Annotated in this window: 20 protein-coding genes; 8 read left to right on the top strand and 12 right to left on the bottom strand. The window is 68.2% G+C overall.

All coding sequences use genetic code 11. The features are described 5' to 3' along the window. Positions 1-126: 126 nt before the first annotated feature. The 5 genes from OHB04_RS17230 (at position 127) to OHB04_RS41835 (ending at position 6,687) form a co-directional block, all read left to right on the top strand. Complete coding sequence (locus OHB04_RS17230) at positions 127-525, top strand: hypothetical protein (RefSeq protein WP_326688581.1); 399 nt, start codon at positions 127-129, stop codon at positions 523-525. After that, positions 525-1,184 (top strand): hypothetical protein, encoded by a 660-nt coding sequence (locus OHB04_RS17235; RefSeq protein ID WP_326688582.1) that lies wholly within the window; start codon positions 525-527, stop codon positions 1,182-1,184. Before OHB04_RS17230 ends, OHB04_RS17235 begins: the two co-directional genes overlap by 1 nt. Next, on the top strand, positions 1,184-5,725 hold the full coding sequence (locus OHB04_RS17240; RefSeq protein WP_326688583.1) for a putative T7SS-secreted protein: 4,542 nt from the start codon (positions 1,184-1,186) through the stop codon (positions 5,723-5,725). The genes OHB04_RS17235 and OHB04_RS17240 overlap by 1 nt, the downstream gene beginning before the upstream one ends. Continuing rightward, the gene (locus tag OHB04_RS17245; RefSeq protein ID WP_326688584.1) at positions 5,697-6,275 is read left to right on the top strand and encodes a hypothetical protein; all 579 of its coding nucleotides are present in this window, start codon (positions 5,697-5,699) and stop codon (positions 6,273-6,275) included. The genes OHB04_RS17240 and OHB04_RS17245 overlap by 29 nt, the downstream gene beginning before the upstream one ends. A 220-nt stretch (positions 6,276-6,495) precedes the next feature. Beyond that, the gene (locus OHB04_RS41835; protein WP_442815094.1) at positions 6,496-6,687 is read left to right on the top strand and encodes a S1 RNA-binding domain-containing protein; all 192 of its coding nucleotides are present in this window, start codon (positions 6,496-6,498) and stop codon (positions 6,685-6,687) included. 102 nt (positions 6,688-6,789) lie between these two features. Here the strand turns inward: OHB04_RS41835 and OHB04_RS17250 are convergent, their stop codons facing one another. Continuing rightward, the gene (locus tag OHB04_RS17250) at positions 6,790-7,551 is read right to left on the bottom strand and encodes an alpha/beta fold hydrolase (RefSeq protein WP_326688585.1); all 762 of its coding nucleotides are present in this window, start codon (positions 7,549-7,551) and stop codon (positions 6,790-6,792) included. Positions 7,552-7,682: 131 nt separating this feature from the next. After that, positions 7,683-9,569: an MFS transporter gene (locus OHB04_RS17255; RefSeq protein WP_326807755.1), complete on the bottom strand. Its 1,887-nt coding sequence runs from the start codon at positions 9,567-9,569 to the stop codon at positions 7,683-7,685. A 159-nt stretch (positions 9,570-9,728) separates the two neighbouring features. Here OHB04_RS17255 and OHB04_RS17260 point away from each other — a divergent pair, with 159 nt between their 5' ends. Then, positions 9,729-10,748 (top strand): Lrp/AsnC family transcriptional regulator, encoded by a 1,020-nt coding sequence (locus tag OHB04_RS17260; RefSeq protein WP_326807756.1) that lies wholly within the window; start codon positions 9,729-9,731, stop codon positions 10,746-10,748. Positions 10,749-10,822: 74 nt separating this feature from the next. Here OHB04_RS17260 and OHB04_RS17265 read toward each other — a convergent pair whose 3' ends face one another. From OHB04_RS17265 to OHB04_RS17280, 4 genes are all read right to left on the bottom strand, one after another. Then, a complete protein-coding gene (locus OHB04_RS17265) occupies positions 10,823-11,032 on the bottom strand; it encodes a DUF397 domain-containing protein (RefSeq protein ID WP_326807757.1) in 210 nt (69 codons plus the stop codon). Next, entirely contained in the window at positions 11,029-11,871 is an 843-nt protein-coding gene (locus OHB04_RS17270) for a helix-turn-helix domain-containing protein (RefSeq protein ID WP_326807758.1), read from the bottom strand. The genes OHB04_RS17265 and OHB04_RS17270 overlap by 4 nt, the downstream gene beginning before the upstream one ends. Positions 11,872-12,079: 208 nt before the next feature. Further along, positions 12,080-12,631: a hypothetical protein gene (locus tag OHB04_RS17275; protein WP_326688589.1), complete on the bottom strand. Its 552-nt coding sequence runs from the start codon at positions 12,629-12,631 to the stop codon at positions 12,080-12,082. After that, positions 12,624-13,265, bottom strand: coding sequence for a hypothetical protein (locus OHB04_RS17280; RefSeq protein WP_326807759.1), 642 nt, complete (start codon positions 13,263-13,265; stop codon positions 12,624-12,626). Before OHB04_RS17280 ends, OHB04_RS17275 begins: the two co-directional genes overlap by 8 nt. Positions 13,266-13,445: 180 nt before the next feature. On the opposite strand from OHB04_RS17280, the gene OHB04_RS17285 reads away from it, so the two are divergent. Together OHB04_RS17285 and OHB04_RS17290 are read left to right on the top strand one after the other, a co-directional pair. Next, entirely contained in the window at positions 13,446-14,558 is a 1,113-nt protein-coding gene (locus OHB04_RS17285; protein ID WP_326807760.1) for a sensor histidine kinase, read from the top strand. Continuing rightward, entirely contained in the window at positions 14,555-15,235 is a 681-nt protein-coding gene (locus OHB04_RS17290) for a response regulator transcription factor (protein WP_326688592.1), read from the top strand. The genes OHB04_RS17285 and OHB04_RS17290 overlap by 4 nt, the downstream gene beginning before the upstream one ends. A 430-nt stretch (positions 15,236-15,665) precedes the next feature. Here OHB04_RS17290 and tuf read toward each other — a convergent pair whose 3' ends face one another. From tuf to OHB04_RS17320, 6 genes are all read right to left on the bottom strand, one after another. Continuing rightward, entirely contained in the window at positions 15,666-16,859 is a 1,194-nt protein-coding gene (tuf, locus tag OHB04_RS17295) for an elongation factor Tu (protein ID WP_326688593.1), read from the bottom strand. Between the two features lie 225 nt (positions 16,860-17,084). Next, positions 17,085-19,208: an elongation factor G gene (fusA, locus tag OHB04_RS17300; RefSeq protein WP_326688594.1), complete on the bottom strand. Its 2,124-nt coding sequence runs from the start codon at positions 19,206-19,208 to the stop codon at positions 17,085-17,087. Positions 19,209-19,247: 39 nt separating this feature from the next. Continuing rightward, on the bottom strand, positions 19,248-19,718 hold the full coding sequence (gene rpsG / locus OHB04_RS17305; RefSeq protein WP_326688595.1) for a 30S ribosomal protein S7: 471 nt from the start codon (positions 19,716-19,718) through the stop codon (positions 19,248-19,250). Positions 19,719-19,720: 2 nt separating this feature from the next. Continuing rightward, a complete protein-coding gene (rpsL, locus tag OHB04_RS17310) occupies positions 19,721-20,092 on the bottom strand; it encodes a 30S ribosomal protein S12 (protein ID WP_003948652.1) in 372 nt (123 codons plus the stop codon). Between the two features lie 315 nt (positions 20,093-20,407). Further along, positions 20,408-20,890 (bottom strand): DUF1707 and DUF4190 domain-containing protein, encoded by a 483-nt coding sequence (locus OHB04_RS17315; protein WP_326692780.1) that lies wholly within the window; start codon positions 20,888-20,890, stop codon positions 20,408-20,410. A 238-nt stretch (positions 20,891-21,128) separates the two neighbouring features. After that, positions 21,129-25,028 (bottom strand): DNA-directed RNA polymerase subunit beta', encoded by a 3,900-nt coding sequence (locus OHB04_RS17320; RefSeq protein WP_326688596.1) that lies wholly within the window; start codon positions 25,026-25,028, stop codon positions 21,129-21,131. Positions 25,029-25,054 lie beyond the last annotated feature (26 nt).

The raw sequence follows: 25,054 nt of genomic DNA on the forward strand, positions 1-25,054 counted from the left end.
CCGCCGGAAGCGCCCACTGTCCCCGTCCGCCACAGATGCCCTTTACTTAATGTCATCAACCGTTTACATGCTTGTTGACGTCTCTGCCTCGCGAGGGGCACGCCAGTGGAGCGAAGGGGTCGGGGGATGGATCTTCCGGAGGAGATAGCGGCGGCGCGTGCGGGGGCAGGGGACCCGGCGTCGTTGGTGGGGGAGTTTCGGCGTACGGCTGTGCTGGTGCCGACGGTGGGTGAGGACCAGGTCATGTCGGGGGTCTTCGGTGGGGTGCGGTGGATCTTCGCGTTCACGGATGAGGGGGCTCTGGCGCGGTTCGCGCTGATGCGTGGTGGGGCTCCGGGCCGGTCGTGGGAGTACGCGGCGGTGTTGGGGGCGCGGTTGTTGGACGCGGTGGTTCCGGCGCAGGCGGAGCCGACGGGTGTGGCGGTGGATGTGGCGGACGGGGAGGGTTCGATGTTGTTTCCGCCGGTGCGGGGGATCGTGCCGGATGGGGTGGCGGTGGATTCGACTGAGGGGGGAGGTGCCTGATGGGCGGCGGTAAGGAGGGGGATGTCAGGTGGAACAAGGAGTCGCTGGATCTGATCGAGAAGGGGCTCAAGGGGGCGATTGATGAGTTGAAGGAGTCGGGTGGTTCGTCGACGTCTTCGTTGCAGGGTGCGGGGTTTGAGGAGTTGGCGTTGTCGGGGATGGAGGCGGGGCATTCGGGGCTGGCGGGGGATTTTGAGGACTTCTGCGAGAAGTGGGAGTGGGGGGTGCGGGCTCTGGTGCAGAACGCGAACGCTTTGGCGAAGAAGTTGGGGCTGTCGGCGGGGATGTCGTATGAGGAGGATCAGTACGCGGCCGGCACGGTGAAGGTGGCGTTGAATTCGGCGTTGTTGTCGGGGAATCCGCACGCGTCGGAGGAGGAGATCGCCAAGCAGAGTTATGGCGACATTGTGATGCCGGATGCGCCGGACTGGAGCAAGGAGTCGTGGGACAAGGCGGGGGATGACATCTCCCAGGACTGGAAGGACACGGGCCGGGAGCTGACGTCCAAGGGCCGTGGGGGGATGTACATGGACTGGGCGCAGGAGGCGTCGGGGATGAGTGACGAGCAGATCGAGGCGGGCCGGGACCGTGCTTTCGGCCCGTCGCCGGAGGAGCGGGCCCAGCAGCAGGGGTCCGGCGGCGAGGGGGGTGAGGGCTGATGGGGTGGCGGGATTTTGTTCCGGATTCGGTCGAGGACGCGGGTGAGGACCTTGTCGAGGGGACCGGGGATTTCGTTGAGGGTGCGGGGAACTGGTCGGCCGACCGGATGGATGATGTCGGCTGGGAGAGCGGCGCGGACTGGACGCGGGACAAGTCGCGTTCGGCGGCGAACGCCATGGGTGCGGACACGGCGGAGTTCCAGCTGGATGAGACCGAAGATCCGAAGAAGCTGATTTTCGGCAGTCCGGGCAAGCTGCGTTCGACCGCGTCGCATCTGAAGGATTTCAAGAAGGCGTTCGACAATGTTTCCAAGGGCCTGCGGGGATTGTCGAAGGGGACGTTGAAGGGGAAAGCGGCGGAGGCTTTCTGGGAGAAGGTGGGGCTGGAGCCGGCCAAGTGGGTCAAGGCGGCGAACGCGTGTGAGAAGGCGGCCGGGGCGCTGGAGGATTTCGCCGGGACGGTGGAGTGGGCCCAGGGCCAGGCGCGGGAGGCGGCGGCGAAGTACAAGGACGACAAGAAGAAAGCCGCCCAGGACCAGCTGGACGAGGCGCGCTCGCAGCGCAACGAGGCGGCCGGGCGGGCGCAGTCGGCGGTCAAGGCCGCGCGGGACGCGGCGCCGCCCAAGCCTTCTTACAGTGATCAGGCCAGTGACGGGCTGACGGGTCTGAAGCTGGACGCCACCCACCTCACGGGCGGTGTCATCAAGGGCGTCGCTGGGCTGAACAACTTCGTGCGCAGCGTCAACCCTCTGGACCCGTACAACATCACGCACCCCGCCGAGTACGTCACCAACCTCAATTCCACTGTCACCGGTATCACCCGGGTGGCCAACGACCCCGTCGGCACGGGCAAGCAGATGTGGGACACCTTCAAAAAGGACCCGGCCGAGGGTGTGGGCCGCCTCCTTCCGGAGCTGATCGGCACCAAGGGCCTGGGCATGGCCACCAAGGCCGGGCGGGCGGGGAAGCTGGCCAAGGAGCTGTCCAGTGGGCGCAAGGCGCTGGAGGAGAAAGGGCCGGGCCAGTCCGCCCGCAAGGGCGAGGAGACCCCCTCGGGGCACACGGACCCCGTGGACCTGGCGACGGGGAAGATGTATCTGCCCCAGACCGACCTGTCGCTGCCCGGCGCGCTGCCGCTGACGTTCACGCGGCGGGTGGAGTCGGGCTACCGGCTGGGGCGTTGGTTCGGCCCTTCCTGGGCCTCGACGCTCGACCAGCGCCTGGAGATCGACCCCGAAGGTGTGGTCTTCGTCGCCGAGGACGGCCGCCTCCTCTCCTACCCCCACCCGGCGCCCGGCCTGCCCACCCTCCCCTCGGCGGGCTCGGCCCGGATGCCGCTGGAGCGCACACCCGACGGCGGCTACACCCTCACCGACCCGGAAACGGGCTGGATACGGCACTTCGCCCCGCCGGAGGGCGAACCGGACGCGCCCGAGGACGGCGCGGCCCGGATCGGGCAGATCACCGACCGCAACGGCCACGCCATCGTCTTCGAATTCGACGCGGAGACGGGTGCCCCGTCGCGCCTGGTCCACAGCGGCGGCTACGAGGTGAAACTGACGGTCGAGGACGGCCGCGTCACAGCGCTGAGCCTGGCGGGCGCGGACAGCGGCCAGGATGCAACGGTCATGCGCTACGGCTACACCGACGGCCACCTCACGCAGACCGTCAACTCCTCCGGTCTGCCACTGCGCTTCGAGTACGACGACGAGGCCCGGGTCATCTCCTGGACCGACACCAACGACCGGCGCTACGACTACGTCTACGACAACCTCCACCGCGTCATCGCCGAAGGCAGCACCGCCGGCCACCTGCAGGTGCGCATCGACTACGACGGCCTCGACGCAACCACGGGCCACAAGGTCACCACGCTGACAACGGCGGCCGGACACACCACCCGCACCCTGTTCGACAACCACGGCCACCTCGTCGGCGAAATCGACGCGCTGGGCCACCGCACCCGCACCGAACGCGACACACACAACCGCCCCCTCACCCACACCGACGCCCTCGGCCGCACCACCACATTCACCTACGACGAAGCGGGCCACCTCGCTTCGGTCACCCGTCCCGACGCGACAACGACGACGATCACCCGCAACGAACTGGGCCTACCCACCAGGACGACGGATCCGGCCGGCGCGGTCTGGCACCAGGAGTGGGACGAGCGCGGCAACCGCACCTCGCTGACCGACCCGGCCGGCCACACCACCCACTACGCCTACGACGGCCGGGGCCACCTGGCCACGGTCACCAACGCCCTGGGCGCCACAACCCAGGTGCGCTGTGACGCGGCCGGTCTGCCGGTGGAGATCACCGATCCCTTGGGCGGCACGACGACATACGCCTGCGACGCGTTCGGCCGACCGGTCCTCGTCGTGGACCCGCTCGGGGCACGCACGGAGCTGGAGTGGACCGTCGAGGGCCGCTTGGTCCGCCGCACCAACCCCGACGGCGCCGAGCAGCGGTGGACCTACGACGGCGAGGGCAACTGCACGCGCCATATCGACGCGGCAGGCGGCGAGACGACGTACGAGTACACCCACTTCGACGCCCTCACAGCCCGCACCGGCCCCGACGGCGTCCGCTACGAGTTCGCCCACGACGCGGAACTGCGCCTGACCCAGGTCGCCAACGCCCAGGGCCTGACCTGGGACTACACCTACGACCCGGCTGGCCGCCTGACAGTCGAGACGGACTTCGACAACCGGACGCACAGCTATGACCTGGACGCGACGGGCCAGCTCATCAGCCGCACCACCCCATTGGGCGAACAGATCACTTACGAGCGGGACGCGCTGGGCCGCCCTGTACGCAAGAACGCGGCGGGCGCCGTCACGACGTATACGTACGACCCGGCAGGCCGCCTCACCGAAGCGGTCGGCCCGGACACCGACCTCCGCTACCAGCGCGACAAGCTGGGCCGCGTCAAAACTGAGCTGGTCAACGGCCGCGCGCTCACCCACACCTACGACGCGCTGGGCCGCCGCACGCGCCGTGTCACCCCGACGGGCGCCGTCTCGCGCTCCACGTACGACGCGGCCGGCAACCGCACCTCGCTGACCGCCTCCGGCCACACGCTCGACTTCACCCACGACGCAGTCGGCCGCGAGACGGAACGCCGCATCGGCGACGCGGGTCTCGCCCTGACCCGGATATGGGACCCGGCCGGCCGCCTGCAGACTCAGTCGCTAGCCGGTGCGGACACCCTCCAGCAACGCACCTACACCTACCGGGCGGACGGCTACCTGACCGGCATCGACGACCTCATGTCGGGCCGCAGCACCTTCGACCTGGACGCGGCGGGTCGCGTCACCGCCGTCCACGCCCAAGGCTGGACGGAGCGCTACGCCTACGACGAGGCGGGCAACCAGACGGACGCGAGCTGGCCAACGACGCACACCGCCCCGGAAGCGATCGGCCCGCGTACCTACTCCGGAACGGCGATCAAAACGGCGGGCAAGGTCCGCTACGAACACGACGCGGCCGGCCGCATCACCCTCCGCCAGAAGACCCGCCTGTCGAAGAAACCCGACACCTGGCGCTACATGTGGGACGCGGAGGACCGACTCGTCCAGGTCGTCACTCCGGACGGCACAACATGGCGCTACGAATACGACCCGCTGGGCCGCCGCACGACGAAGAACCGCACGGCCAAGCACCGCATGGTGAACGACACCGTGGTGGAGCGAACACTGTTCGCCTGGGACGGCCCTACCCTCGTAGAACAGACCACCACGGCCCCGGCTCTCCCCCACCCGGTAACCCTCACCTGGGACCACCAGGGCTTCACACCCCTCGCCCAGACAGAACGCCTCACCGACGAGTCGACCCAGCAGGAAATAGACTCCCGCTTCTACGCGATCGTCACCGACCTGGTCGGCACCCCCACAGAACTGGTCGACGAATTCGGCACCATCGCCTGGCGCACCCAGTCCACGCTCTGGGGCACCACCACCTGGCACACCGACAGCACCGCCTACACCCCACTCCGCTTCCCCGGCCAGTACTACGACCCGGAAACCGGCCTCCATTACAACTACTTCCGCCACTACGACCCCACGACAGCCCGCTATCTGACGCCGGACCCACTGGGACTGGCGCCGGGGCCGAATCCGATCGGGTACGTCGAGAATCCCCACTTCTGCAGTGATCCCTTGGGGCTGGCCCCCTATGAGAACCAGATGCCTGAAGATCTGGCGAAAGAACTGGCAGACGCCGAACGCGTGGGAGTCAAACCTTTGAGGGTGGGCGACGAAGGGTTCGACGCTGCCATCAACAACGGAACCATCAAATGGGCGGTGACCGAAGGGAACGAACTTGTCATCATTCCCAAACACGCTGGAGGTATCGAGCTCAAGCATCCTGTCCTGACGGGGGGAAAGCCAGTTCTGACGGCTGGCGAGGCCGAGATCGCGGGAGGGGGAGGAAAATATTTTGGTCTTGAACTCAACAACAACAGCGGGCATTTCAAACCCTCCCTGGAAAGCCTCGAAACAGGAAGGAAAGCATTTGAACGAGCGGGAATCCCGTTCCCCTAGTGGTCGCCGGGACGAGGACGAGGAAACCGAAGAACGGGGACCGGGCAATACGGAACTCATCCAGGCCGAGGGGAGCATCGACACTCTGGACCACGCCGGACTGGAGGCACTCCGCGACAAAGCCGTCGGCCGGATGCAGAGTCCTGGATCGGCACTCGCCCAGAGGATGCGGTGGGGCCTCGTCGCCACGGAAGCAAGCCGCCTGAAACACAAGCGGGCGGACACCGATCCACGAGTTGCGGTGACCGAGAACGCGTGGATCAGGTCCTACGCCATTCAGGAGTTCGGAGCTGCGGAAGGCGACTCGTTGAGGGATCCGATCGCGCTCTGCGAAGACGTGCTCGGCGCCATCGGCATCCCATCCGAAGAGATCATCAGGAGGGCGGCGACATGGCGGGAGTCCTCCCCGCCGGAGATGCTCGATCTGCGACGGGTGAAAAACCTCCTCCAACCTCTGGAGAACATCCAGCAGGCGTTGGAGGAGAGCAAACGGCCGGACTACGTGAAGAGAGTCCGTGCCTGGCTGGATATCCGGGCAGATCTCCCCTGATACGCAGCCCTTTCTGACCTTCTCACGTGCCAGTAAAGCGGAGAGCGCGCAGAGCTGAGTCCGATCTTCCCGGCATCCTGCGCGCCCTGCAGGGGAAAATGGACCACCCCGACACACCCGAGTCTGCGGGAAGGCATCTCCTCTTCGGTGCCCCCTGTCGCTCAAGGAACTCCAGCACGACCCTTTCCTGGATTTCGCACGTACGCGACTCGGTGCGGCGCTGACCGGCACCGTACAAAAGGTCGCGCCCTTCGGGATCTTCCTTGAGGTCGAGAAGGACATTGTCGGACTCCTGCCCGCCGCCGAACTCCAGGATGACCCGAATTCCGCGACGCTCGGCGAGACTTACCCCGTGGTCGTCTCAACCATCAACCTGAACCAGCGGCGGGTCATCCTTGCTCTCACCGAATGAGGGCGCTGTCCGGTGACAAGCGAAAGGGAGGTGGCGGGGCGCCATGGTCGCCGCCGAGGCATCCCGGCACAACGGCCCCCATGGCAGAGCGGCTCCGTACGCTCAGCCCTCGGCCGAGGCGGAGGCCACAGCGGAGGCGGGGGCCACGGCGGAGCCGATCCCGCCGAGGAGAGCCGCCAGTTCGGCAGGCGCGGACAGGAATGGTGAGTGGCCGGTGTCCAGTCGCTCGACGTGTGCGGCACGGGCGGACATCCGCTCCTGCAACTCGGGCGGGAGTGCCCTGTCGCGCTCGCAGAGCACGTAGGTGGAGGGCACCGTTCGCCATGCCGCCCGGGTCACCCCCTGCTGGAACGACCGTCGGCTTTGCGCGACCAGCCGGCCGACGGCGTCCTCGGCCCGGTCGTCGGGCAGATCCCCGAACAGCGAGGTGCGGGGGTCGTCGAAGACGACGGGGGCTGTGCCGCTGAGATCCTCGTCCTCGGGCGCGGTGCTGCCCCGGCCGTGGACGCTGAGCAGGGAGTCCCCCTCCGCCGGCAGATACGCCGCCAGGTAGACGAGGTGAGCGGCGGCAGGATGGCCAGTGGCGGGCTCACCGGCGGCGGCCTGGGTCACCGGGAGACCCCCGTAGGAATGGCCGACGACGATCACGCGGCCCTCCGTCCGCCGCAGATGCGCGGCTATCGCGTCGGCGTCGTCGTACATCCCGGCGGCGGGCGTGCGCTGCGGCCCGGCGCTGGGAAGGTCGACCGTCCGGGCCGTCCAGCCGTCGGCCGCGAGCGCCTCCCGCACGAGGCTCCAGCACCCGGACCGGTGCCAGGCCCCGTGGACCAGGAGGAATGAGGGGCGGGGTGCGTTGGTGGGCATGGGAGGGCTCCTGAAGGTATGGGGAAACGTACGGCCCAGCCGAGGGGCGCGGTGGGGTGGAACGCGGGGCACCCCCGGCTCTGCCCTGTATGCGGCTCACGGGTTGGCAGGGCGGGCCTACCCCTGCCGCGTCACGCCCGCCTCCGGCCGGCGGCTGCCGCCGTGCGCACGCCGTCGCGGTCACTCGCGCTGTCACTGTCACTCGCGCTGCCGCCGTGCGCCACGCCGTCGCGGTCACCCGCGCTGTCACTGTCACTCGCGCCGTCGCGGCCACTCGCGCTGCCGCCGTGCGTCACGCCGTCACTGTCACTCGCACCGTGACCGTCACCCGCGCCGTCACCGTCCCCGTCACCCGCGCCCTCTCCCCCACCGGCCGAGCCCCCGTGCCCGGGAACGGCGGCAGCGCGAACCGTGGCGGCACCCCCAGCGGCGGACCGGCCGGGTGGCCGTACCAGGGCCAGGACGATCAAGCCCCCGACGGCCGCCGCGAGGGCCGACACCAGGAACACCCAGTCGAGCCCGGTCGCGAACGCCTCGCGCACCAGCTGGTGCGCCGCGTCCCGGTGCCCGGAGGGTGCCGCGTCCATCACGTGCTGGGCCTGCCCGGCGGCCAGCGCCGAGGCACCCTTGTCCGGGTCGGGCACCGTGCCGGGCCCGGCGAGCGCGGTGGCCGTCCGGCTGGTGAAGACCGTGCCGAGGACGGCGATGGCCAAGGTCATGCCCAGTTGACGGAATGTGTTGACCGCCCCGCCTGCCATCCCCGCCTGCCGCTGCGGCACGGTGGAGGTGGCAGCCGAGACCAGCACCGGCGTGGCCAGGCCGACGCCGATCCCGGCGACAACGAGGCCCCCCATGAGGGCAGTCTGTCCCGTGTCGGCCGTCATCCCCGCGCGCAGCAACAGCATGCCCGCCGCGACGAACAGGAGTCCGACTCCGATCGGCAGGCGCGGCGCGAGCCGCTGGATGTGACGGCCGGCCACGGCGGCCACGAGGAACGAAGCGCCGGCCATCGGGGTCAGCGCGAGCCCCGCACCGACCGGGCTGAGGCCCAGCACGGACTGCAACCACAAGGAGACCAGCACCAGGCATCCGAAGGCGCCACCCTGTAGCAGCAGAGCCCCGCTCATCAACGCGGCGAACGAGGGGCGGCGCAGCAGCGCCAGGTCCAGCATCGGGGCGCCCCCGCGCCGCGCCGTACGGTGCTCGATCACCACGAACGCGACGAGCGCCAAGGCGGTGACGGCGAAGGTCGCCAGGATCTCGGCCGAGGTCCAGCCCACCTCCCCACCGCGGATGAGCCCGTAGGTGAGCGTGGCCGCTGCGACGGTGAAGGCCGTCGCGCCGGGGATGTCGACGCGGGCCGGGGTCCCGCCGGGCCGTGCACCGTGGCCGGGCGACCCGACGGGCTGGTCCGCGGACGACCCGACGGGCTGGCCGGCGGGCGACCCGACGGGCTGGTCCGCGGGCTGGTCGGCGCGCACCACCCGCAGCGTCATGGCGATGGCGACAGCGGCGATCGGCAGGTTGATCCAAAAGATCGTCGGCCAGCTGAAGTGCTCGGTGAGCAGCCCGCCGAGCAGAGGGCCCGCCGCCGCGGCGGCCCCGTTGGCCGCGCCCCACACGCCGAAGGCCGTACCCCGGTCCCTGCCCTTGTAGGAGGTGAGCAGCAGGGCGGGGGCGGTGGCGAACATCGCGGCGCCGCCGGCGCCCTGCACCACGCGGGCGGCGATCAGCACCTCCGCGTTGGGGGCGAGGCCGCACACCAGCGAGGCCAGGCCGAAGACGCCCAGGCCGTAGATGTAGAACCGCCGGTGACCGAAACGGTCCGCGAGGGAACCAGAGGCCAGCAGCAGAGCGGCGAGGGCCAGCGCGTACGCGTCGATCACCCATTGCAAGGAGCTGAAGGAGGCGTCGAGGTCGTCGGCCATGCTGGGCAGCGCGACGTTCACGATCGTCACGTCCACCAGCAGGATGAAGGCACCGAGGCAGACCGCTGTCAGGGGCCACCACTTGCGCATGTCAGATACTCCGTTCGGATCGAGCGTGCCGTCCGGGACCGGAACCGATAGCGAGCCGAGAGCCCCAGTGGGCGGTCCCTGTGAGGGAGTCTTGAGCCTCCACAGGCGATTTCATAAGCCAGAGCGCTCACCACGCGCGGATCCGACATCATGGGCTCCATGACGACCTATCTCGACACCCACAGCCAGGCGTACCGTGGACTGTCGGACGAGGACATGGGGCTCGTGCACGCCCTTCAGGTCAACGGACGGGCCTCGTTCCGGGAGATCGCCGACGTCCTCGGGATCTCCGACCAGACCGCCGCGCGCCGTTGGGCACGGCTGCGGTCCGCCGGGAGGCTCCGGGTCCTGGGCCTCACCGACCCCCTACGGCTGGGGGATTCCATCTGGGTCGTCCGCGTACGGTGCACGCCCGACGCGGCGGCCTACCTCGGGGAGGCGATGGCGCGGCGCACGGACACCACCTGGGTCAACCTCAGTTCGGGCGGCACCGAGATCTCCTGCTCGGTACGCACCCGTGGTCCCGGGCCGGAGGAGTCCCCGCTGCTACAGAAGCTGCCGCGCACGCCACAGGTCGTGGACGTGTCGGCACACTGCTCACTGCACGTCTTCTTCGGCCAGGACCTCAGCCCGATCAACAAGCGCGGACCTCTGACGGCCGCGCAGGTCACGGCACTCACTTCCCCGGACGCACCGGCGCGGGCCCCGGACGCCGCTCCTCCGGTGACGCTGGACGACAGCGACCGGCAGCTGCTCGACCTGCTGGCCCGGGACGGCAGGGCCGCGCCCGGAGAGCTGGCCACCGCGACCGGCCTGTCCCCCTCCACCGTGCGCCGCCGCATCACCGAACTCAGATCGGCCGGCGTCCTGTACTTCGACGTCGAGTACCACCCGGACGTCCTTCAGCGGAACTTCCGGGCCGCCCTGTGGCTGGAGATCGACCCGTCGCGCCTGGCCGAGGCAGGAGCGGCACTCGCCGCACACCCCGAGGTCGCCTTCGCCACGGCCACGACGGGCACGGCGAACCTCTACGCCAGCATCGACGTCCCGACCGCTCAGCTCTTCTACCGCTACCTCACCGAGTCGGTGGCCACCCTCCCCGGCCTCCGCCACACAGCGACCGCCCCCATCCAACGCACCCTGAAGGGCCCCGGCCCCTACCTTCCCGAGCGGGCCTGAACCCCAGGTGGTGCGCTCCCCGCGCGCTCCGCAGCCCGCCGACGAGAAGAGCCGGGGCACGACAGGGGGGAACGTCAGCGCGTGGCTGCGTACGACACGAAGTCCGCCCACACGCCAGGCCCGAAACCGAGCTGAGGGCCCGCCGCGTCCTTCGAATCACGGACGTGCACCGTGCCGGGCGTTGAGGCGACCTCAACACAGTCCGGGCCATCGTTGTCGCTGTAACTGCTCTTCATCCACTCCAGGCCGACACCGTCTCCGGAGGACCCCTTCAACACCGTCATGTCTCTCCCAGCACTTTCTCGATGAACGCCAAAGACTCACGCGGAGTGAGCGCCTGTGAGCGGATCATCCCATAGCGAAGCTCAAGGGTCTGCACCTCTTTTGGGTCAGCGATCAGGCGGCTGGTGAGCTGCGCATTCGTAGCCCCCACCGCCTTGCCGTCGTTGAGCTTCAACACCCGAAGCTCGCCCCCCATACCAGCATGCTCCTCACACTCCAGCGGCATCACCTGGAGGGTCACATGCCTCAACTGCCCGATCTCCAGCAGACGTTCGAGCTGACGCCGCAACACCATTCTGCCGCCGAGCGGCCTTCGTAGCGTCGCCTCTTCCTGGACGAATGTCAGCGTGGGCGCCGGACACCGCTCGAAGATCTCCTGGCGGGCCATCCGGGCGGTGACATGGCGGTCGATCTCGTCCTCACTGAACGCGGGCCGCCGCATGGCGAACAGGGCTCGCGCGTAGTCCTCTGTCTGCAACAACCCATCGAGGTTGTGGTCACCATAGGCACCCCGTTCGACGAGCTTCGCCTCCAACTTCGCCAGGTCCCGGACCTTCTTCGGGTACCGAGCCTGCTTGACGTCTTCCTTCATCGCGGAGAGCTTGCCGCCCGCACCCAGCACTCCGTCGGCGTTGTCGAGGAACTCCGGCTTGGGGAGCCGCCTTCCACGTTCGACGGCCGAGACCATCTCCTCGCCGTACCCGATCGCCGCGCCCAACTCCGCCTGCTTGAGCCCGGCCGCCAGCCGCCACAGCTTGATCTGGCGACTGACCGCCTGCAGTACCGCGTCGGAGTCGTCCTCCAGGCCCGAGTCCCACTCGTCACCGTCGTTCTCAGCCATGCGCACTCACCTCTGTCGCACTCAATACGCAACACGGTACGCACGCACAACCACCCTGTGTCACAAATGCCGGAGCCCGCCCCGGTTACGGCGTACAAGCCGTACAATTCCGCGCCGTTGAACAGGAGCCGCCCACTGGAGCGTGGCCCCCCACGTCCCGGTGCGCCACGACCGATCCGGGAGGTCCAGGACCTGCGGACGGCGGGACTCAGCAGCCCCGACCCCGATGCCGGCGGCGGTAGTAGGCCGCCGTGACTACCGCGAGCAGCGGGCCCCAGGCCAGCAGGGGGAGATAGCAGGCGGTCATCAGCCAGTAGTGGCCGCCTTCGGGGGATCCGGCGGCACTCATGTTGTCCGCGTCGTTCCAGGTGAACGCACCGGCGACCGTAATGAGGATGACGAGCGCCGCGCCGAGCGAGGCGGGTATCACCGCCGCCATTACGGGGATTGTCCGGCCGCCCAGGGCCGGTACCCAGTGCGGGAATTCCTCGCCCCAGCTGTGGACCAGGCCCAGGGTGAGCAGTCCGAGTGCCTCGGCCAGCAGGCTGAGGCCGATGAGGTAGAAGGACCCGGCGCCGGGGAAGTTTCCCGGGCGAAGGAACTCGTCGGTGAATCCGGAGTCCCAGCCCAGGGCGATGGCGATGCGCCACAGCCCGGAAGGCACCAGGGTCAGCGCGGCGGCGTACGCCGCCAGGCGGACGGAACGGGGGACTTGGGGTGCGGCCGTGACGAGCGTCCCGGCGACCAGGGTGTCAGCCACGGCGGATCGCCGCCTCGGGCTGCGCGGGAGACTTGGTGATCTCGGCGTGGACCACCTTGAAGCCGCCCTTGACCACGGTCGTGAACGGTGCGGGAGCCATGCACGTACCGGCCTGCGGCCTTACGGGCCGGCCGTTCTCATCAACGTTCCCTGGGTCGACGTTCACCACCCCCCAGGAGAAGCCGAGCCGGTCCGGCTCGCCCTTGCCGCCCTGCTGGACACTGATGCCCAGCCGGGCGCCGACGTCCTCGACGTTCGACTTCGTCACGATCGCGGTCAGGGTCGCCGTCCGGCCGCTGGTGACCAGGCAGTCCACCCGCGCCTCCGCCCACCCCGTGGCTCCGCCCCGGGGGGTGTGGGAGAACTTCAGCGTGCCCCGGGCATCTGTGGACAGTCCCTCGGGGGCCTTGGGGGGCACCGGCCGGGTGAACGGCGTCTGTTCAGCATGGATGGTGAAGCGGATGTCGTCGTTGATCGACTCTATGTAGGAGATTCGCGCTTTCCCATGGACGCTCGCGGTCTTCGTCGGCTTCTTCTCGACTGACGCGGCCCGGGCTGTGGGAGCGGGCCCGGAAGTGACCAGCCCGGCGAGGACGGCGACGGCTGCCGTAGCGCCGATTGCGGTGTTGCGCATGGTGAACTCCCGTGTTCTGGAGGGTGTTTGTGTTGCCGGTCGGTTGAACGGCTCAAGCTTCACCCCTGGCGCCCCCGCGATCCCATCCGCCGATCGGCACAAAGATCGCGCCGCCGCCCGGCCCTTCTGTGCCGTTCGGCGGAGAGCCCCGCCACATCGCACACTCGTACGCTGATCACCATGTGGGAATCAACCGGCCCGGCCGTCACAGCGCTTGGCGCTCTGCCGTCGCTCGCGGCCACGGGCACGCTGCTGTGGGCCGTTGCCCGCCCCCGTGCCGCGGTTCGTCAGCGGCTCGGCCGCCTCGCCCGCCCGACCACGGTCTGCGCGGTCCTCTCCCTGATCACCAGCTTCGCCCTGCCGAAGGCTGGTTCCGGCTCCGGCTGGAAGCTGGCGGAGACCGCCGTCCTGCTGCTCCTCCTGGCCATGGTCACCCGCTGGTCACCCCTGCGCGAACTCAAGTCGGCCCTCCCACTGACCGCCCTCGCGGTGACCCTCTGGCCACTGCCGCTGGTCGCCGGTGAGTCCTTCCTGGAATCCATCGGAATAGCCACCTTCTGGCTGCTTCCCGTAGCCGCCGCGGTGGCGGCCGGCGCCTACCCCCGCCGCCAGGAACTGCGTCGCCGGAGCGCGGTGGCCGAGGCCCGCAGCGCCCAGCGTCTTCAGCTGTCCCGCGACCTGCACGACTTCGTCGCCCATGACATCAGCGGGATCGTCGTCCAGGCCCAGGCGGCCCGCTTCGTCGCCGCCACCGACCCCTCCCAGGCGGTGCTCGCCCTGGAACGCATCGAGAAGGCGGGCCTGAGCGCCCTGGCCGCGATGGACCGGACGGTACAGATGCTGCACGGTCCGAAGGCACCCGCCACCGAGCCGCTCCCCGATGTGTCCCAACTGCGGTCCCTGATAGAGAACTTCACCTCGGCGGGAGCCACCAAGGCGCATCTGGACCTGCCTCCCCTGGTCACGGAGTCGCTCTCCCGTGAGGCGGGCTCCGCCGCGTATCGCATCGTCGTCGAGGCGCTGACCAACATCCGCCGGCACGCCCCCGACGCCTCCCGCGCCACCGTCGCGTTCATGCCCACTGCCACCACTGTGGAGATCCGGGTCACCAACGACCGCGGTACCCGCCCCGCCCCGGCCCGCCGCCGCGTCTCCCGGGGCGGCCTCGGCCTCCCCGCTCTCACCGAGCACGCCCAGGCCCTCGGCGGAACCCTCTCGGCGGGGCCGCACGGCGACGGCGGCTGGCAGCTCACCGCCGTCCTGCCTGCCACGCTCCCGGAAGAGACCCCATGACGACGCCGCTCGGCCCGACCCGCATCCTGATCGCCGACGACCAGGAGGACGTACGCAGCGGCTTCCGCCTGATTCTCGGCTCGCAGCCCGACATGACCGTGGTCGGCGAGGCGGCGGACGGCCTCACCGCCGTTGACCTCGCCCGCACCCTGCGCCCTGACCTGATCCTCGCCGACATCCGGATGCCGGGCTTGGACGGCCTCGAACTCACCCGGCGCCTCGCGGGCCCCGGCGTACCCGACCCGATGCGTGTCCTCGTCGTCACCACCTTCGACCACGACGACTACGTACGCACGGCACTGCACGACGGCGCCTGCGGGTTCCTGCTCAAGCGCTCGGGTCCCGGGCTGCTGATCGAGGGGGTCAGGGCGGCGATGGCCGGGGACATCCTCATCAGCCCTCAGATCACGGTCCGGCTGCTCCAGACCCTCGCCCCTGCCCCCGCCCCGGCAGCGCCCACGGCCCAGTCGCCTCTCACCGCCCGGGAGGGCGAGATCGCCCGGCTGGTCGCCGAGGGCCTCACCAACGCCGAGATCGGCGAGAAGCTCTTCATCTCGGCCGGCACCGCCAAGACCCACATCGCCAACGTCCAGGCGAAGCTGAAGGCCCGTAACCGGGTGGGTATCGCCGCCTGGGCCTGGGAGAACGGACTGGCCGGTCCGGTCCCACGGGAGTAGGGCGCAGAGGGAGGACTATTCGTTGTGCAGCACCTTGGCGAGGGGGTGAGGCGCGCTGCCGACCTCACCGGGATCAGCGCGCCGAGGACTGCGATCGTGACGCCCGCCAGGACCAGAACAGCAAGCTGCCGTACGTGCCAGACCTTCCCTGTTCGCCCTGCGGCCGATCCCAGCCTGACCCTGGGCACTCGACCGTGCCGCAGGCGTGGACAGAAAATTGGCGTCAGACCTGACCCGGTCCGCGCCGCCCAAGGCCCGCGGCCAAAATGGTGCACGCCGCCCAAGGCCCGCGGCCCAAAATGGCCCACACAAAAGAGCGCACGCAAAGAGGGCCCGCACGGCAGCAAAGCCGTACGGACCCTCTTCCAGCCGGAGCGCCGGTGCCGAAGCACCGAGCGCCGAAGCTGAACGCGTTACGCGCAGCGACAGGTCACTTGGTGATCTTGGTGACCTGGCCGGCGCCCACGGTGCGGCCACCCTCACGGATGGCGAACTTGAGGCCCTCTTCCATGGCGACCGGCTGGATGAGCTGGACGCTCATCTCGGTGTTGTCGCCCGGCATGACCATCTCGGTGCCCTCGGGGAGGGTCACGACGCCGGTCACGTCGGTGGTGCGGAAGTAGAACTGCGGGCGGTAGTTGTTGAAGAAGGGGGTGTGACGGCCACCCTCGTCCTTCGACAGGATGTACGCCTGCGCCTCGAACTCCGTGTGCGGGGTGACCGAGCCCGGCTTGATGATGACCTGGCCGCGCTCGACGTCCTCGCGCTTGATGCCGCGAAGCAGCAGACCGACGTTCTCACCGGCCTGACCCTCATCCAGCAGCTTCCGGAACATCTCGATGCCGGTCACCGTGGTGGTGGTCTTGGTGTCCTTGATGCCGATGATGTCGACGGTCTCGTTGACCTTCAGCACACCGCGCTCGATACGGCCGGTGACGACCGTGCCGCGACCGGTGATCGTGAAGACGTCCTCGATCGGCATGAGGAAGGGCTTCTCAACGTCGCGCTCCGGCTGCGGGATCGCGTCGTCGACGGCGGACATGAGCTTGACGATGGACTCGCCCCACTCCTTGTCGCCCTCGAGCGCCTTGAGCGCCGAGACCTTGACGACCGGAACCTCGTCGCCCGGGAACTCGTACTCCGAGAGAAGCTCACGGACCTCGAGCTCGACGAGCTCCATGATCTCCTCGTCGTCCACCATGTCGGCCTTGTTCAGCGCGACGACGATGTACGGGACGCCGACCTGGCGGGCCAGGAGCACGTGCTCCTTGGTCTGCGGCATCGGGCCGTCGGTGGCGGCGACCACGAGGATGGCGCCGTCCATCTGGGCAGCACCGGTGATCATGTTCTTGATGTAGTCCGCGTGACCCGGGCAGTCGACGTGGGCGTAGTGACGGTTCTCCGTCTGGTATTCGACGTGCGCGATGGAAATCGTGATGCCGCGCTGGCGCTCTTCGGGCGCCTTGTCGATGTTCTCGAAGGCCGAAGCCTCGTTCAGGTCCGGGTACGCGTCGTGCAGCACCTTGGTAATCGCCGCGGTAAGAGTGGTCTTGCCGTGGTCGATGTGACCGATGGTGCCGATGTTGACGTGCGGCTTAGTCCGCTCGAACTTCGCCTTCGCCACTGGGGTCCTCCTGTGGACTGGTGCTGTACACCCTCCACAGTTTGCGGAGGGGTTCAGGTGGTCGTACCGAACAGATCAGGACCCCGAGGGGGATGCCCTTGACCTGTTCGCTGGGATGGGCGGGCGGCCGGGGCGGCCCCGGCACAGCCGCACGGATGTCCGTACGGTCTGTGCCGGAGTGCCCCGAATGCCTTTGCTCCAGCCTAAAGGGTGAGTGTGGGTCTGTTACTCGCCCTTGGCCTTCGCGATGATCTCCTCGGCGACGGTCCTGGGAACCTCCGCGTAGGAGTCGAACTGCATGGAGTAGTTGGCGCGACCGGAGGTCTTGCTGCGCAGGTCTCCGACGTAGCCGAACATCTCCGACAGCGGTACCAGGCCGATGACGAGCTTGGCGTTGCCGCGGTCCTCCATCGCCTGGATCTGGCCGCGGCGGGAGTTGATGTCCCCGATCACGTCGCCCATGTAGTCCTCGGGCGTCGTCACCTCGACCTTCATCATCGGCTCCAGCAGGGCCGGGCTGGCCTTCCGGGCGGCTTCCTTGAACGCGATCGAACCCGCGATCTTGAACGCCATCTCGGAGGAGTCGACATCGTGGAAGGCACCGTCGAGCAGCGTCACACGGACGCCGGTCAGCGGGTAGCCCGCCAGTACGCCGAACTCCATGGCCTCCTGGCAGCCGGCGTCCACGGACGGGATGTACTCCCGCGGGATACGGCCACCGGTCACCTGGTTGACGAACTCGTAGCCGTCACCCTCAAGAGGCTCGACAGAGATCTGCACCTTCGCGAACTGACCGGAACCACCGGTCTGCTTCTTGTGGGTGTAATCGACCTTGTCGACCTTCTTGCGGAGCGACTCGCGGTAGGCCACCTGCGGCTTACCGACGTTCGCCTCGACCTTGAACTCGCGCTTCATACGGTCGACGAACACATCGAGGTGCAGCTCGCCCATACCCGAGATGATCGTCTGGCCGGTCTCTTCGTCGGTCTTGACCTGGAAGGACGGGTCCTCCTCGGACAGCCGCTGGATCGCGACGCCCAGCTTCTCCTGGTCGCCCTTGGACTTCGGCTCGATGGCGACCTCGATCACCGGGGCCGGGAAGTCCATGGACTCGAGGATCACCGGGTTCGACGAGTCCGAGAGCGTCTCACCCGTGGTGGTCTGCTTCAGACCCATGACGGCGACGATGTCGCCGGCACCCACCGACTCGATCTCCTCACGCTTGTTCGCGTGCATGCGGTAGATCTTGCCGATGCGCTCCTTGCGGCCCTTCACGGAGTTCAGCACCTGGGTGCCGGTCTCCAGACGGCCGGAGTAGACGCGCAGGAAGGTGAGCTTGCCGAGGTGCGGGTCGCTGGCGATCTTGAATGCCAGCGCCGACATCGGCTCGTCCTCGGAGGGCCGACGCTTGATGATCTCGTCGGCGTTTTTCGGGGACTGGCCCTCGACGGCCTCGACGTCGATCGGAGCCGGGAGGTACCGGGCGATCGCGTCCAGGAGGGGCTGCACGCCCTTGTTCTTGAACGCGGTGCCGCAGAACACCGGGGTGACGGTGATCGTGCCCTCGGCGCCGGTGGAGGCGAGGGTGACGCGACGGATCGCCGCCATGAGCTGGTCCTGGGTGGGCTCCTGGCCCTCCAGGTACAGCTCCATCATCTCCTCGTCGTTCTCCGCCACGGATTCGAGCAGCTTGCCGCGCCACTCCTCGGCCGCCTCGGCGTGGGTGTCCGGGATGTCGACGGTGTCGTACATCTCGCCCATCTTCGCCTCGGGGGACCAGACGAGTGCCTTCATCTGCACCAGGTCGACGACGCCCTTGAAGTCCGCCTCGGTGCCGATCGGCAGCTGCATGACCAGCGGCACCGCACCCAGGCGGTCCACGATCATGTCGACGCAGCGGTGGAACTCGGCGCCGGTGCGGTCCAGCTTGTTGACGAAGCAGATGCGCGGGACGCCGTAACGGTCGGCCTGCCGCCACACAGTCTCGGACTGCGGTTCGACGCCGGCCACCCCGTCGAACACCGTCACAGCACCGTCGAGCACGCGAAGCGCACGCTCCACCTCGACGGTGAAGTCGACGTGGCCAGGGGTGTCGATGATGTTGATGGTGTAGTCGACGTCGTTGAGCGGCCAGTGAGTGGTCGTCGCGGCAGACGTGATCGTGATGCCGCGCTCCTGCTCCTGCTCCATCCAGTCCATCGTGGCTGCGCCGTCGTGGACCTCACCGATCTTGTAGCTACGACCGGTGTAGAAAAGGATCCGCTCGGTGGTCGTCGTCTTGCCCGCGTCGATGTGGGCCATGATCCCGATGTTGCGGACCTTGGCCAGGTCAAGTGAAGTGGTAGCCATAAGGCTTCAGTCTTCTCTCGGTCTCGATGGGGTCTGCGACTACCAGCGGTAGTGCGCGAAGGCCTTGTTGGACTCGGCCATCTTGTGCGTGTCCTCACGCTTCTTGACGGCTGCGCCCAGGCCGTTGGAGGCGTCGAGCAGCTCGTTCATGAGGCGTTCGGTCATGGTCTTCTCGCGGCGGGCGCGGGAGTACCCGACGAGCCAGCGCAGCGCGAGAGTGGCGGCGCGGCCGGGCTTGACCTCGACCGGCACCTGGTAGGTGGCACCGCCGACACGGCGGGACTTGACCTCAAGGGTCGGCTTGATGTTCTCCAGCGCGCGCTTGAGCGTGATGACCGGGTCGTTGCCGGTCTTCTCGCGCAGGCCCTCCATGGCGCCGTAAACGATGCGCTCAGCGGTGGAGCGCTTGCCGTTCAGGAGCACCTTGTTGATGAGGGACGTCACCAAAGGAGTGCCGTAGACCGGGTCGATGATGACCGGGCGCTTCGGGGCGGGGCCCTTACGAGGCATGCTTACTTCTCCTTCTTGGCGCCGTAGCGGCTGCGAGCCTGCTTGCGGTTCTTGACGCCCTGCGTGTCGAGGGAGCCGCGGATGATCTTGTACCGAACACCCGGCAGGTCCTTCACACGGCCACCACGCACGAGCACGATGGAGTGCTCCTGGAGGTTGTGGCCCTCACCCGGAATGTAGGCGGTGACCTCGATCCCGCTGGTCAGACGCACACGCGCGACCTTACGCAGGGCCGAGTTCGGCTTCTTCGGGGTGGTCGTGAACACACGCGTGCAGACGCCACGGCGCTGGGGCGAACCCTCAAGTGCGGGCGTCTTGTTCTTCTCGACCTTGTCCTGCCGGCCCTTCCGGACCAGCTGCTGGATCGTAGGCACCGTTTCTCCGGTTTCTGTGTGCCGTCTCGGTAAAGCTAACCTGGGCCACAGTCCGACCCACGAGGTCGGGTGTGTCGAAGACTGCAGGTCTCCGCCGAAGGCGGAAGACTTCTCCGTGGTGAGAAGCATGCAGATCCCGGTATCACCAGCTGCGCGGACATTCACCGCTCTCGCGGGGAGACAACAGCGCAGGGGACACCCCAGGCACAAGGTCTGAGGGTACCTACCTCACCGGCTGGGGTCAAAACAAATGGACCGGCCACCATAGCGCCCCCGACCTGCGAGAAGAAGAGCGCCAGGGGCGCACGTCGTCGGTCAGGCCGACGCGACGCCCACCACGAGGATGAGCATGAGGGCGAATCCGATGGCCAGCCACCCCAGCACCAGGCCCGCCGTCGCCAGCCCCGCGCCCTCCTCGCCGTTCTTGTTGATCTCCGCCCTCGCCTTGTGCCCCAGGATGACCGCGGGGATGGCCGTAAGCCCGTACACGGGCGTCAGGATCCCGCAGACCAGCGCGCCGATGGCGGTCCCGTTGGTCCTCGGCGGAGGCTGCGCGGGCAGGAACGTACGCGCCACAGGCGGGTACTGGGTCTGCGGCTGAAGCTGCTGTTGCGGCCGAGGCATCGCCATCGGCCCCTGCGGCAGATCCGCGATGAGCACATTCAGCTCCGCGTACGTCAGCGCCTGCGTCGCCCTCGACAACCGCTGCTCGTACTCGGGCTGCCCCAGCCTGCCCTCGCTGAATCCGGCCTTGAGCACATCGATCGTCCGTTCCCGGTCCGAGTGCGACGCACGCATGGCACCGAGCTGCTGATCCCCCTGGGTCGGAACCCCTTCGGGGTTCCACGGTCCGAACGCCACTGCCCCCCACCTCCCGGCTCGCTTGCCCTTAGCTCTCCATCATCCATGACGCAGGCGCTTCGTGGCCGGTTCAGTGCGAGCGAAAACGGCCAAAGGGCGGCCACCCGCGAAGGGTGGCCGCCCCAAGTACGAATCCGAGGACCCGTCAGGCGTCATGCCGTCGAGCGTACAGCTGTCAGGCGTTGTACGGACCGTAGTCGTAGTCCTCCAGCGGAACCGCCTGGCCGGAGCCCGTGCCGAAGGGCGAGTAGTCGATGTCGTCGTATCCGACGGCCGAGTACATCGCGGCCTTGGCCTCCTCGGTCGGCTCGACCCGGATGTTGCGGTAGCGGGACAGGCCCGTACCGGCCGGGATGAGCTTACCGATGATGACGTTCTCCTTGAGGCCGATCAGGGAGTCCGACTTGGCGTTGATCGCCGCGTCGGTCAGGACCCTGGTCGTCTCCTGGAAGGACGCCGCCGACAGCCACGACTCGGTGGCCAGCGACGCCTTGGTGATACCCATGAGCTGCGGGCGTCCGGAGGCCGGGTGGCCGCCTTCCTGCACCACGCGCCGGTTCTCACCCTCGAACTTCGTCCGCTCCACCAGCTCGCCCGGCAGCAGCTCCGCGTCGCCGGACTCGATGATCGTCACGCGGCGCAGCATCTGCCGGATGATGATCTCGATGTGCTTGTCGTGGATCGACACGCCCTGCGAGTTGTAGACCTTCTGGACCTCGCCCACCAGGTGCACCTGGACGGCGCGCTGACCGAGGATGCGGAGCACGTCGTGCGGGTTCTCCGTACCCATCGTGAGGCGCTCGCCGACGGCGACGCGGTCGCCCTCCTTGAGCAGCAGCCGGGCGCGCTTGGAGACGCTGTAGGAGGTCTCGTCCGAACCGTCGTCCGGGGTGACGACGACCTTCTTGGTCTTCTCCGTCTCCTCGATACGGACCCGGCCGGCCGACTCCGAGATCGGCGCGACGCCCTTGGGCGTACGGGCCTCGAACAGCTCGACCACACGCGGCAGACCCTGCGTGATGTCGTCACCGGCCACACCACCGGTGTGGAAGGTACGCATCGTCAGCTGGGTGCCGGGCTCACCGATCGACTGGGCCGCGATGATGCCGACGGCCTCGCCGATGTCGACCAGCTTGCCGGTGGCCAGCGAGCGCCCGTAGCACATGGCGCAGGTGCCGACCTGCGACTCGCAGGTGAGGATCGAACGGGTCTTGACAGTCTCGACGCCGTGGCGGACCAGCTCGTCGATGAGCACGTCGCCCAGGTCGGTACCGGCCGGGGCCAGCACCTTGCTGTCGACGACGATGTCCTCGGCGAGGCAGCGCGCGTACACGCTGGTCTCGACGTCCTCGTCCTTGCGCAGGATGCCGTCGGCGCCCTTGGTCGCGATCGACAGCTTGAGGCCGCGGTCGGTGCCGCAGTCCTCCTCGCGGATGATCACGTCCTGGGAGACGTCGACCAGACGACGGGTCAGGTAACCCGAGTCCGCGGTACGCAGGGCGGTGTCCGCGAGACCCTTACGGGCACCGTGCGTGGCGATGAAGTACTCCAGCACGGAGAGACCCTCACGGAACGACGCCTTGATCGGCCGCGGGATGGTCTCGTTCTTCGCGTTGGACACCAGACCGCGCATACCGGCGATCTGACGCATCTGCATCATGTTCCCTCGGGCGCCCGAGTCCACCATCATGAAGATCGGGTTCGTCTTCGGGAAGTTGGCGTTCATCGCCTCGGAGACCTCGTTGGTCGCCTTGGTCCAGATGTTGATCAGTTCCTGCGTACGCTCGTCCTTGGTGATCAGACCGCGCTCGTACTGCTTCTGGACCTTCTCGTCCTGCGCCTCGTAGCCGGCGATGATCTCCGGCTTGGAGTCGGGAACGATGACGTCGGAGATCGCGATGGTCACACCCGAACGGGTCGCCCAGAAGTAACCGGCCGACTTCAGGTTGTCCAGCGCCGCCGCGACGACGACCTTGGGGTAGCGCTCGGCCAGGTCGTTGACGATCTGGGAGAGCTGCTTCTTGCCCACGGTGTAGTCGACGTACGGGTACTCCTCGGGCAGCAGCTCGTTGAAGAGCGCGCTGCCCAGCGAGGTGCGCAGCCGGAAGCCGTCGCCCGGCTGCCACTCCGGCTCGCCCTCCTCCGGCACCGGCGGCGTCCAGCCCAGGGGCGGGGTGGTGCCGACCGGGAAGCGGATGTCGATCTTCGCCTGGAGAGACAGCTCCCCGGCGTCGAACGCCATGATCGCTTCCGCGGTGGAGTTGAACGAGCGCCCGTCGCCGAACGTCTCGCGCTGCTCCTCGTCGGTGGTGAGGAAGAACAGCCCGAGCACCATGTCCTGCGTCGGCATCGTCACGGGACGGCCGTCGGCGGGCTTGAGGATGTTGTTCGAGGACAGCATCAGGATGCGGGCCTCGGCCTGCGCCTCCGCGGACAGCGGCAGGTGCACGGCCATCTGGTCACCGTCGAAGTCCGCGTTGAACGCGGTGCACACGAGCGGGTGGATCTGAATGGCCTTGCCTTCGACCAGCTGCGGCTCGAAGGCCTGGATGCCGAGGCGGTGCAGGGTCGGTGCGCGGTTGAGAAGCACCGGGTGCTCCGCGATGACCTCTTCGAGGACGTCGTAGACGACCGTGCGACCGCGCTCGACCATGCGCTTGGCCGACTTGATGTTCTGCGCGTGGTTCAGGTCCACCAGGCGCTTCATCACGAACGGCTTGAACAGCTCCAGCGCCATGGCCTTCGGCAGCCCGCACTGGTGCAGCTTGAGCTGCGGGCCGACGACGATCACGGAACGGGCCGAGTAGTCGACGCGCTTGCCGAGCAGGTTCTGCCGGAAGCGGCCCTGCTTGCCCTTGAGCATGTCGGACAGCGACTTCAGCGGACGGTTGCCAGGCCCGGTGACCGGACGGCCGCGGCGGCCGTTGTCGAACAGGGCGTCGACGGCCTCCTGGAGCATCCGCTTCTCGTTGTTCACGATGATCTCGGGCGCACCGAGGTCCAGCAGACGCTTCAGACGGTTGTTCCGGTTGATGACCCGGCGGTACAGGTCGTTCAGGTCGGAGGTCGCGAAGCGGCCACCGTCCAGCTGCACCATCGGACGCAGGTCCGGCGGGATGACCGGCACGCAGTCCAGCACCATGCCCTTGGGGCTGTTGCTGGTCTGCAAGAACGCGGAGACGACCTTGAGGCGCTTGAGCGCGCGGGTCTTCTTCTGGCCCTTGCCGGTGCGGATGACCTCGCGGAGCTTCTCGGCCTCCTCGTCCAGGTCGAAGGTCTCCAGGCGCTTCTGCAGAGCAGCGGCGCCCATGGAGCCGTCGAAGTAGGTGCCGAAGCGGTCGCGCAGCTCGCGGTAGAGCAGCTCGTCGCCCTCCAGGTCCTGGACCTTGAGGTTCTTGAAGCGGCTCCACACCTCGTCGAGGCGGTCGATCTCACGCTGGGCGCGGTCGCGGAGCTGCTTCATCTCGCGCTCGGCGCCCTCGCGCACCTTGCGGCGCACGTCCGCCTTGGCGCCCTCGGCCTCCAGCTCGGCCAGGTCGCTCTCCTGCTTCTTGGCGCGGGCTTCGAGGTCGGCGTCGCGGCGCTGCTCGATCTGCTGACGCTCCACGCCGACGTGCGCCTCCAGGGAGGGCAGGTCGCGCGTACGGCGCTCCTCGTCGACGTACGTGATCATGTACGCCGCGAAGTAGATGACCTTCTCCAGGTCCTTCGGGGCGAGGTCCAGCAGGTAGCCCAGCCGGGAGGGAACGCCCTTGAAGTACCAGATGTGGGTGACAGGCGCGGCAAGCTCGATGTGGCCCATCCGCTCACGGCGCACCTTGGCGCGGGTGACCTCGACACCGCAGCGCTCACAGATGATGCCCTTGAAGCGGACGCGCTTGTACTTGCCGCAGTAGCACTCCCAGTCCCGGGTGGGGCCGAAGATCTTCTCGCAGAAGAGTCCGTCCTTCTCGGGCTTGAGGGTGCGGTAGTTGATGGTCTCCGGCTTCTTGACCTCGCCGTGGGACCACTGACGGATGTCGTCAGCGGTGGCCAGGCCGATTCGCAGTTCGTCGAAGAAGTTGACGTCGAGCACTCTCGTCAATCCCTCTCAGGGTTGTG

The sequence above is a fragment of the Streptomyces sp. NBC_01775 genome (genome assembly GCF_035917675.1).
GTDB lineage: Bacteria > Actinomycetota > Actinomycetes > Streptomycetales > Streptomycetaceae > Streptomyces.

Bases quoted from the DNA above. Each gene is read 5' to 3' on its own strand.
- OHB04_RS17270 (WP_326807758.1), bottom strand. From the start codon at position 11,871: ATGGCTGAGAACGACGGTGACGAGTGGGACTCGGGCCTGGAGGACGAC.
- OHB04_RS17240 (WP_326688583.1), top strand. From the start codon at position 1,184: ATGGGGTGGCGGGATTTTGTTCCGGATTCGGTCGAGGACGCGGGTGAG.
- fusA (WP_326688594.1), bottom strand. From the start codon at position 19,208: ATGGCTACCACTTCACTTGACCTGGCCAAGGTCCGCAACATCGGGATC.
- OHB04_RS17290 (WP_326688592.1), top strand. From the start codon at position 14,555: ATGACGACGCCGCTCGGCCCGACCCGCATCCTGATCGCCGACGACCAG.
- OHB04_RS17280 (WP_326807759.1), bottom strand. From the start codon at position 13,265: ATGCGCAACACCGCAATCGGCGCTACGGCAGCCGTCGCCGTCCTCGCC.
- OHB04_RS17315 (WP_326692780.1), bottom strand. From the start codon at position 20,890: ATGCGTGCGTCGCACTCGGACCGGGAACGGACGATCGATGTGCTCAAG.
- OHB04_RS17250 (WP_326688585.1), bottom strand. From the start codon at position 7,551: ATGCCCACCAACGCACCCCGCCCCTCATTCCTCCTGGTCCACGGGGCC.
- OHB04_RS17235 (WP_326688582.1), top strand. From the start codon at position 525: ATGGGCGGCGGTAAGGAGGGGGATGTCAGGTGGAACAAGGAGTCGCTG.
- OHB04_RS17285 (WP_326807760.1), top strand. From the start codon at position 13,446: ATGTGGGAATCAACCGGCCCGGCCGTCACAGCGCTTGGCGCTCTGCCG.
- OHB04_RS17265 (WP_326807757.1), bottom strand. From the start codon at position 11,032: ATGACGGTGTTGAAGGGGTCCTCCGGAGACGGTGTCGGCCTGGAGTGG.
- rpsG (WP_326688595.1), bottom strand. From the start codon at position 19,718: ATGCCTCGTAAGGGCCCCGCCCCGAAGCGCCCGGTCATCATCGACCCG.
- OHB04_RS17260 (WP_326807756.1), top strand. From the start codon at position 9,729: ATGACGACCTATCTCGACACCCACAGCCAGGCGTACCGTGGACTGTCG.
- OHB04_RS17230 (WP_326688581.1), top strand. From the start codon at position 127: ATGGATCTTCCGGAGGAGATAGCGGCGGCGCGTGCGGGGGCAGGGGAC.
- OHB04_RS17255 (WP_326807755.1), bottom strand. From the start codon at position 9,569: ATGCGCAAGTGGTGGCCCCTGACAGCGGTCTGCCTCGGTGCCTTCATC.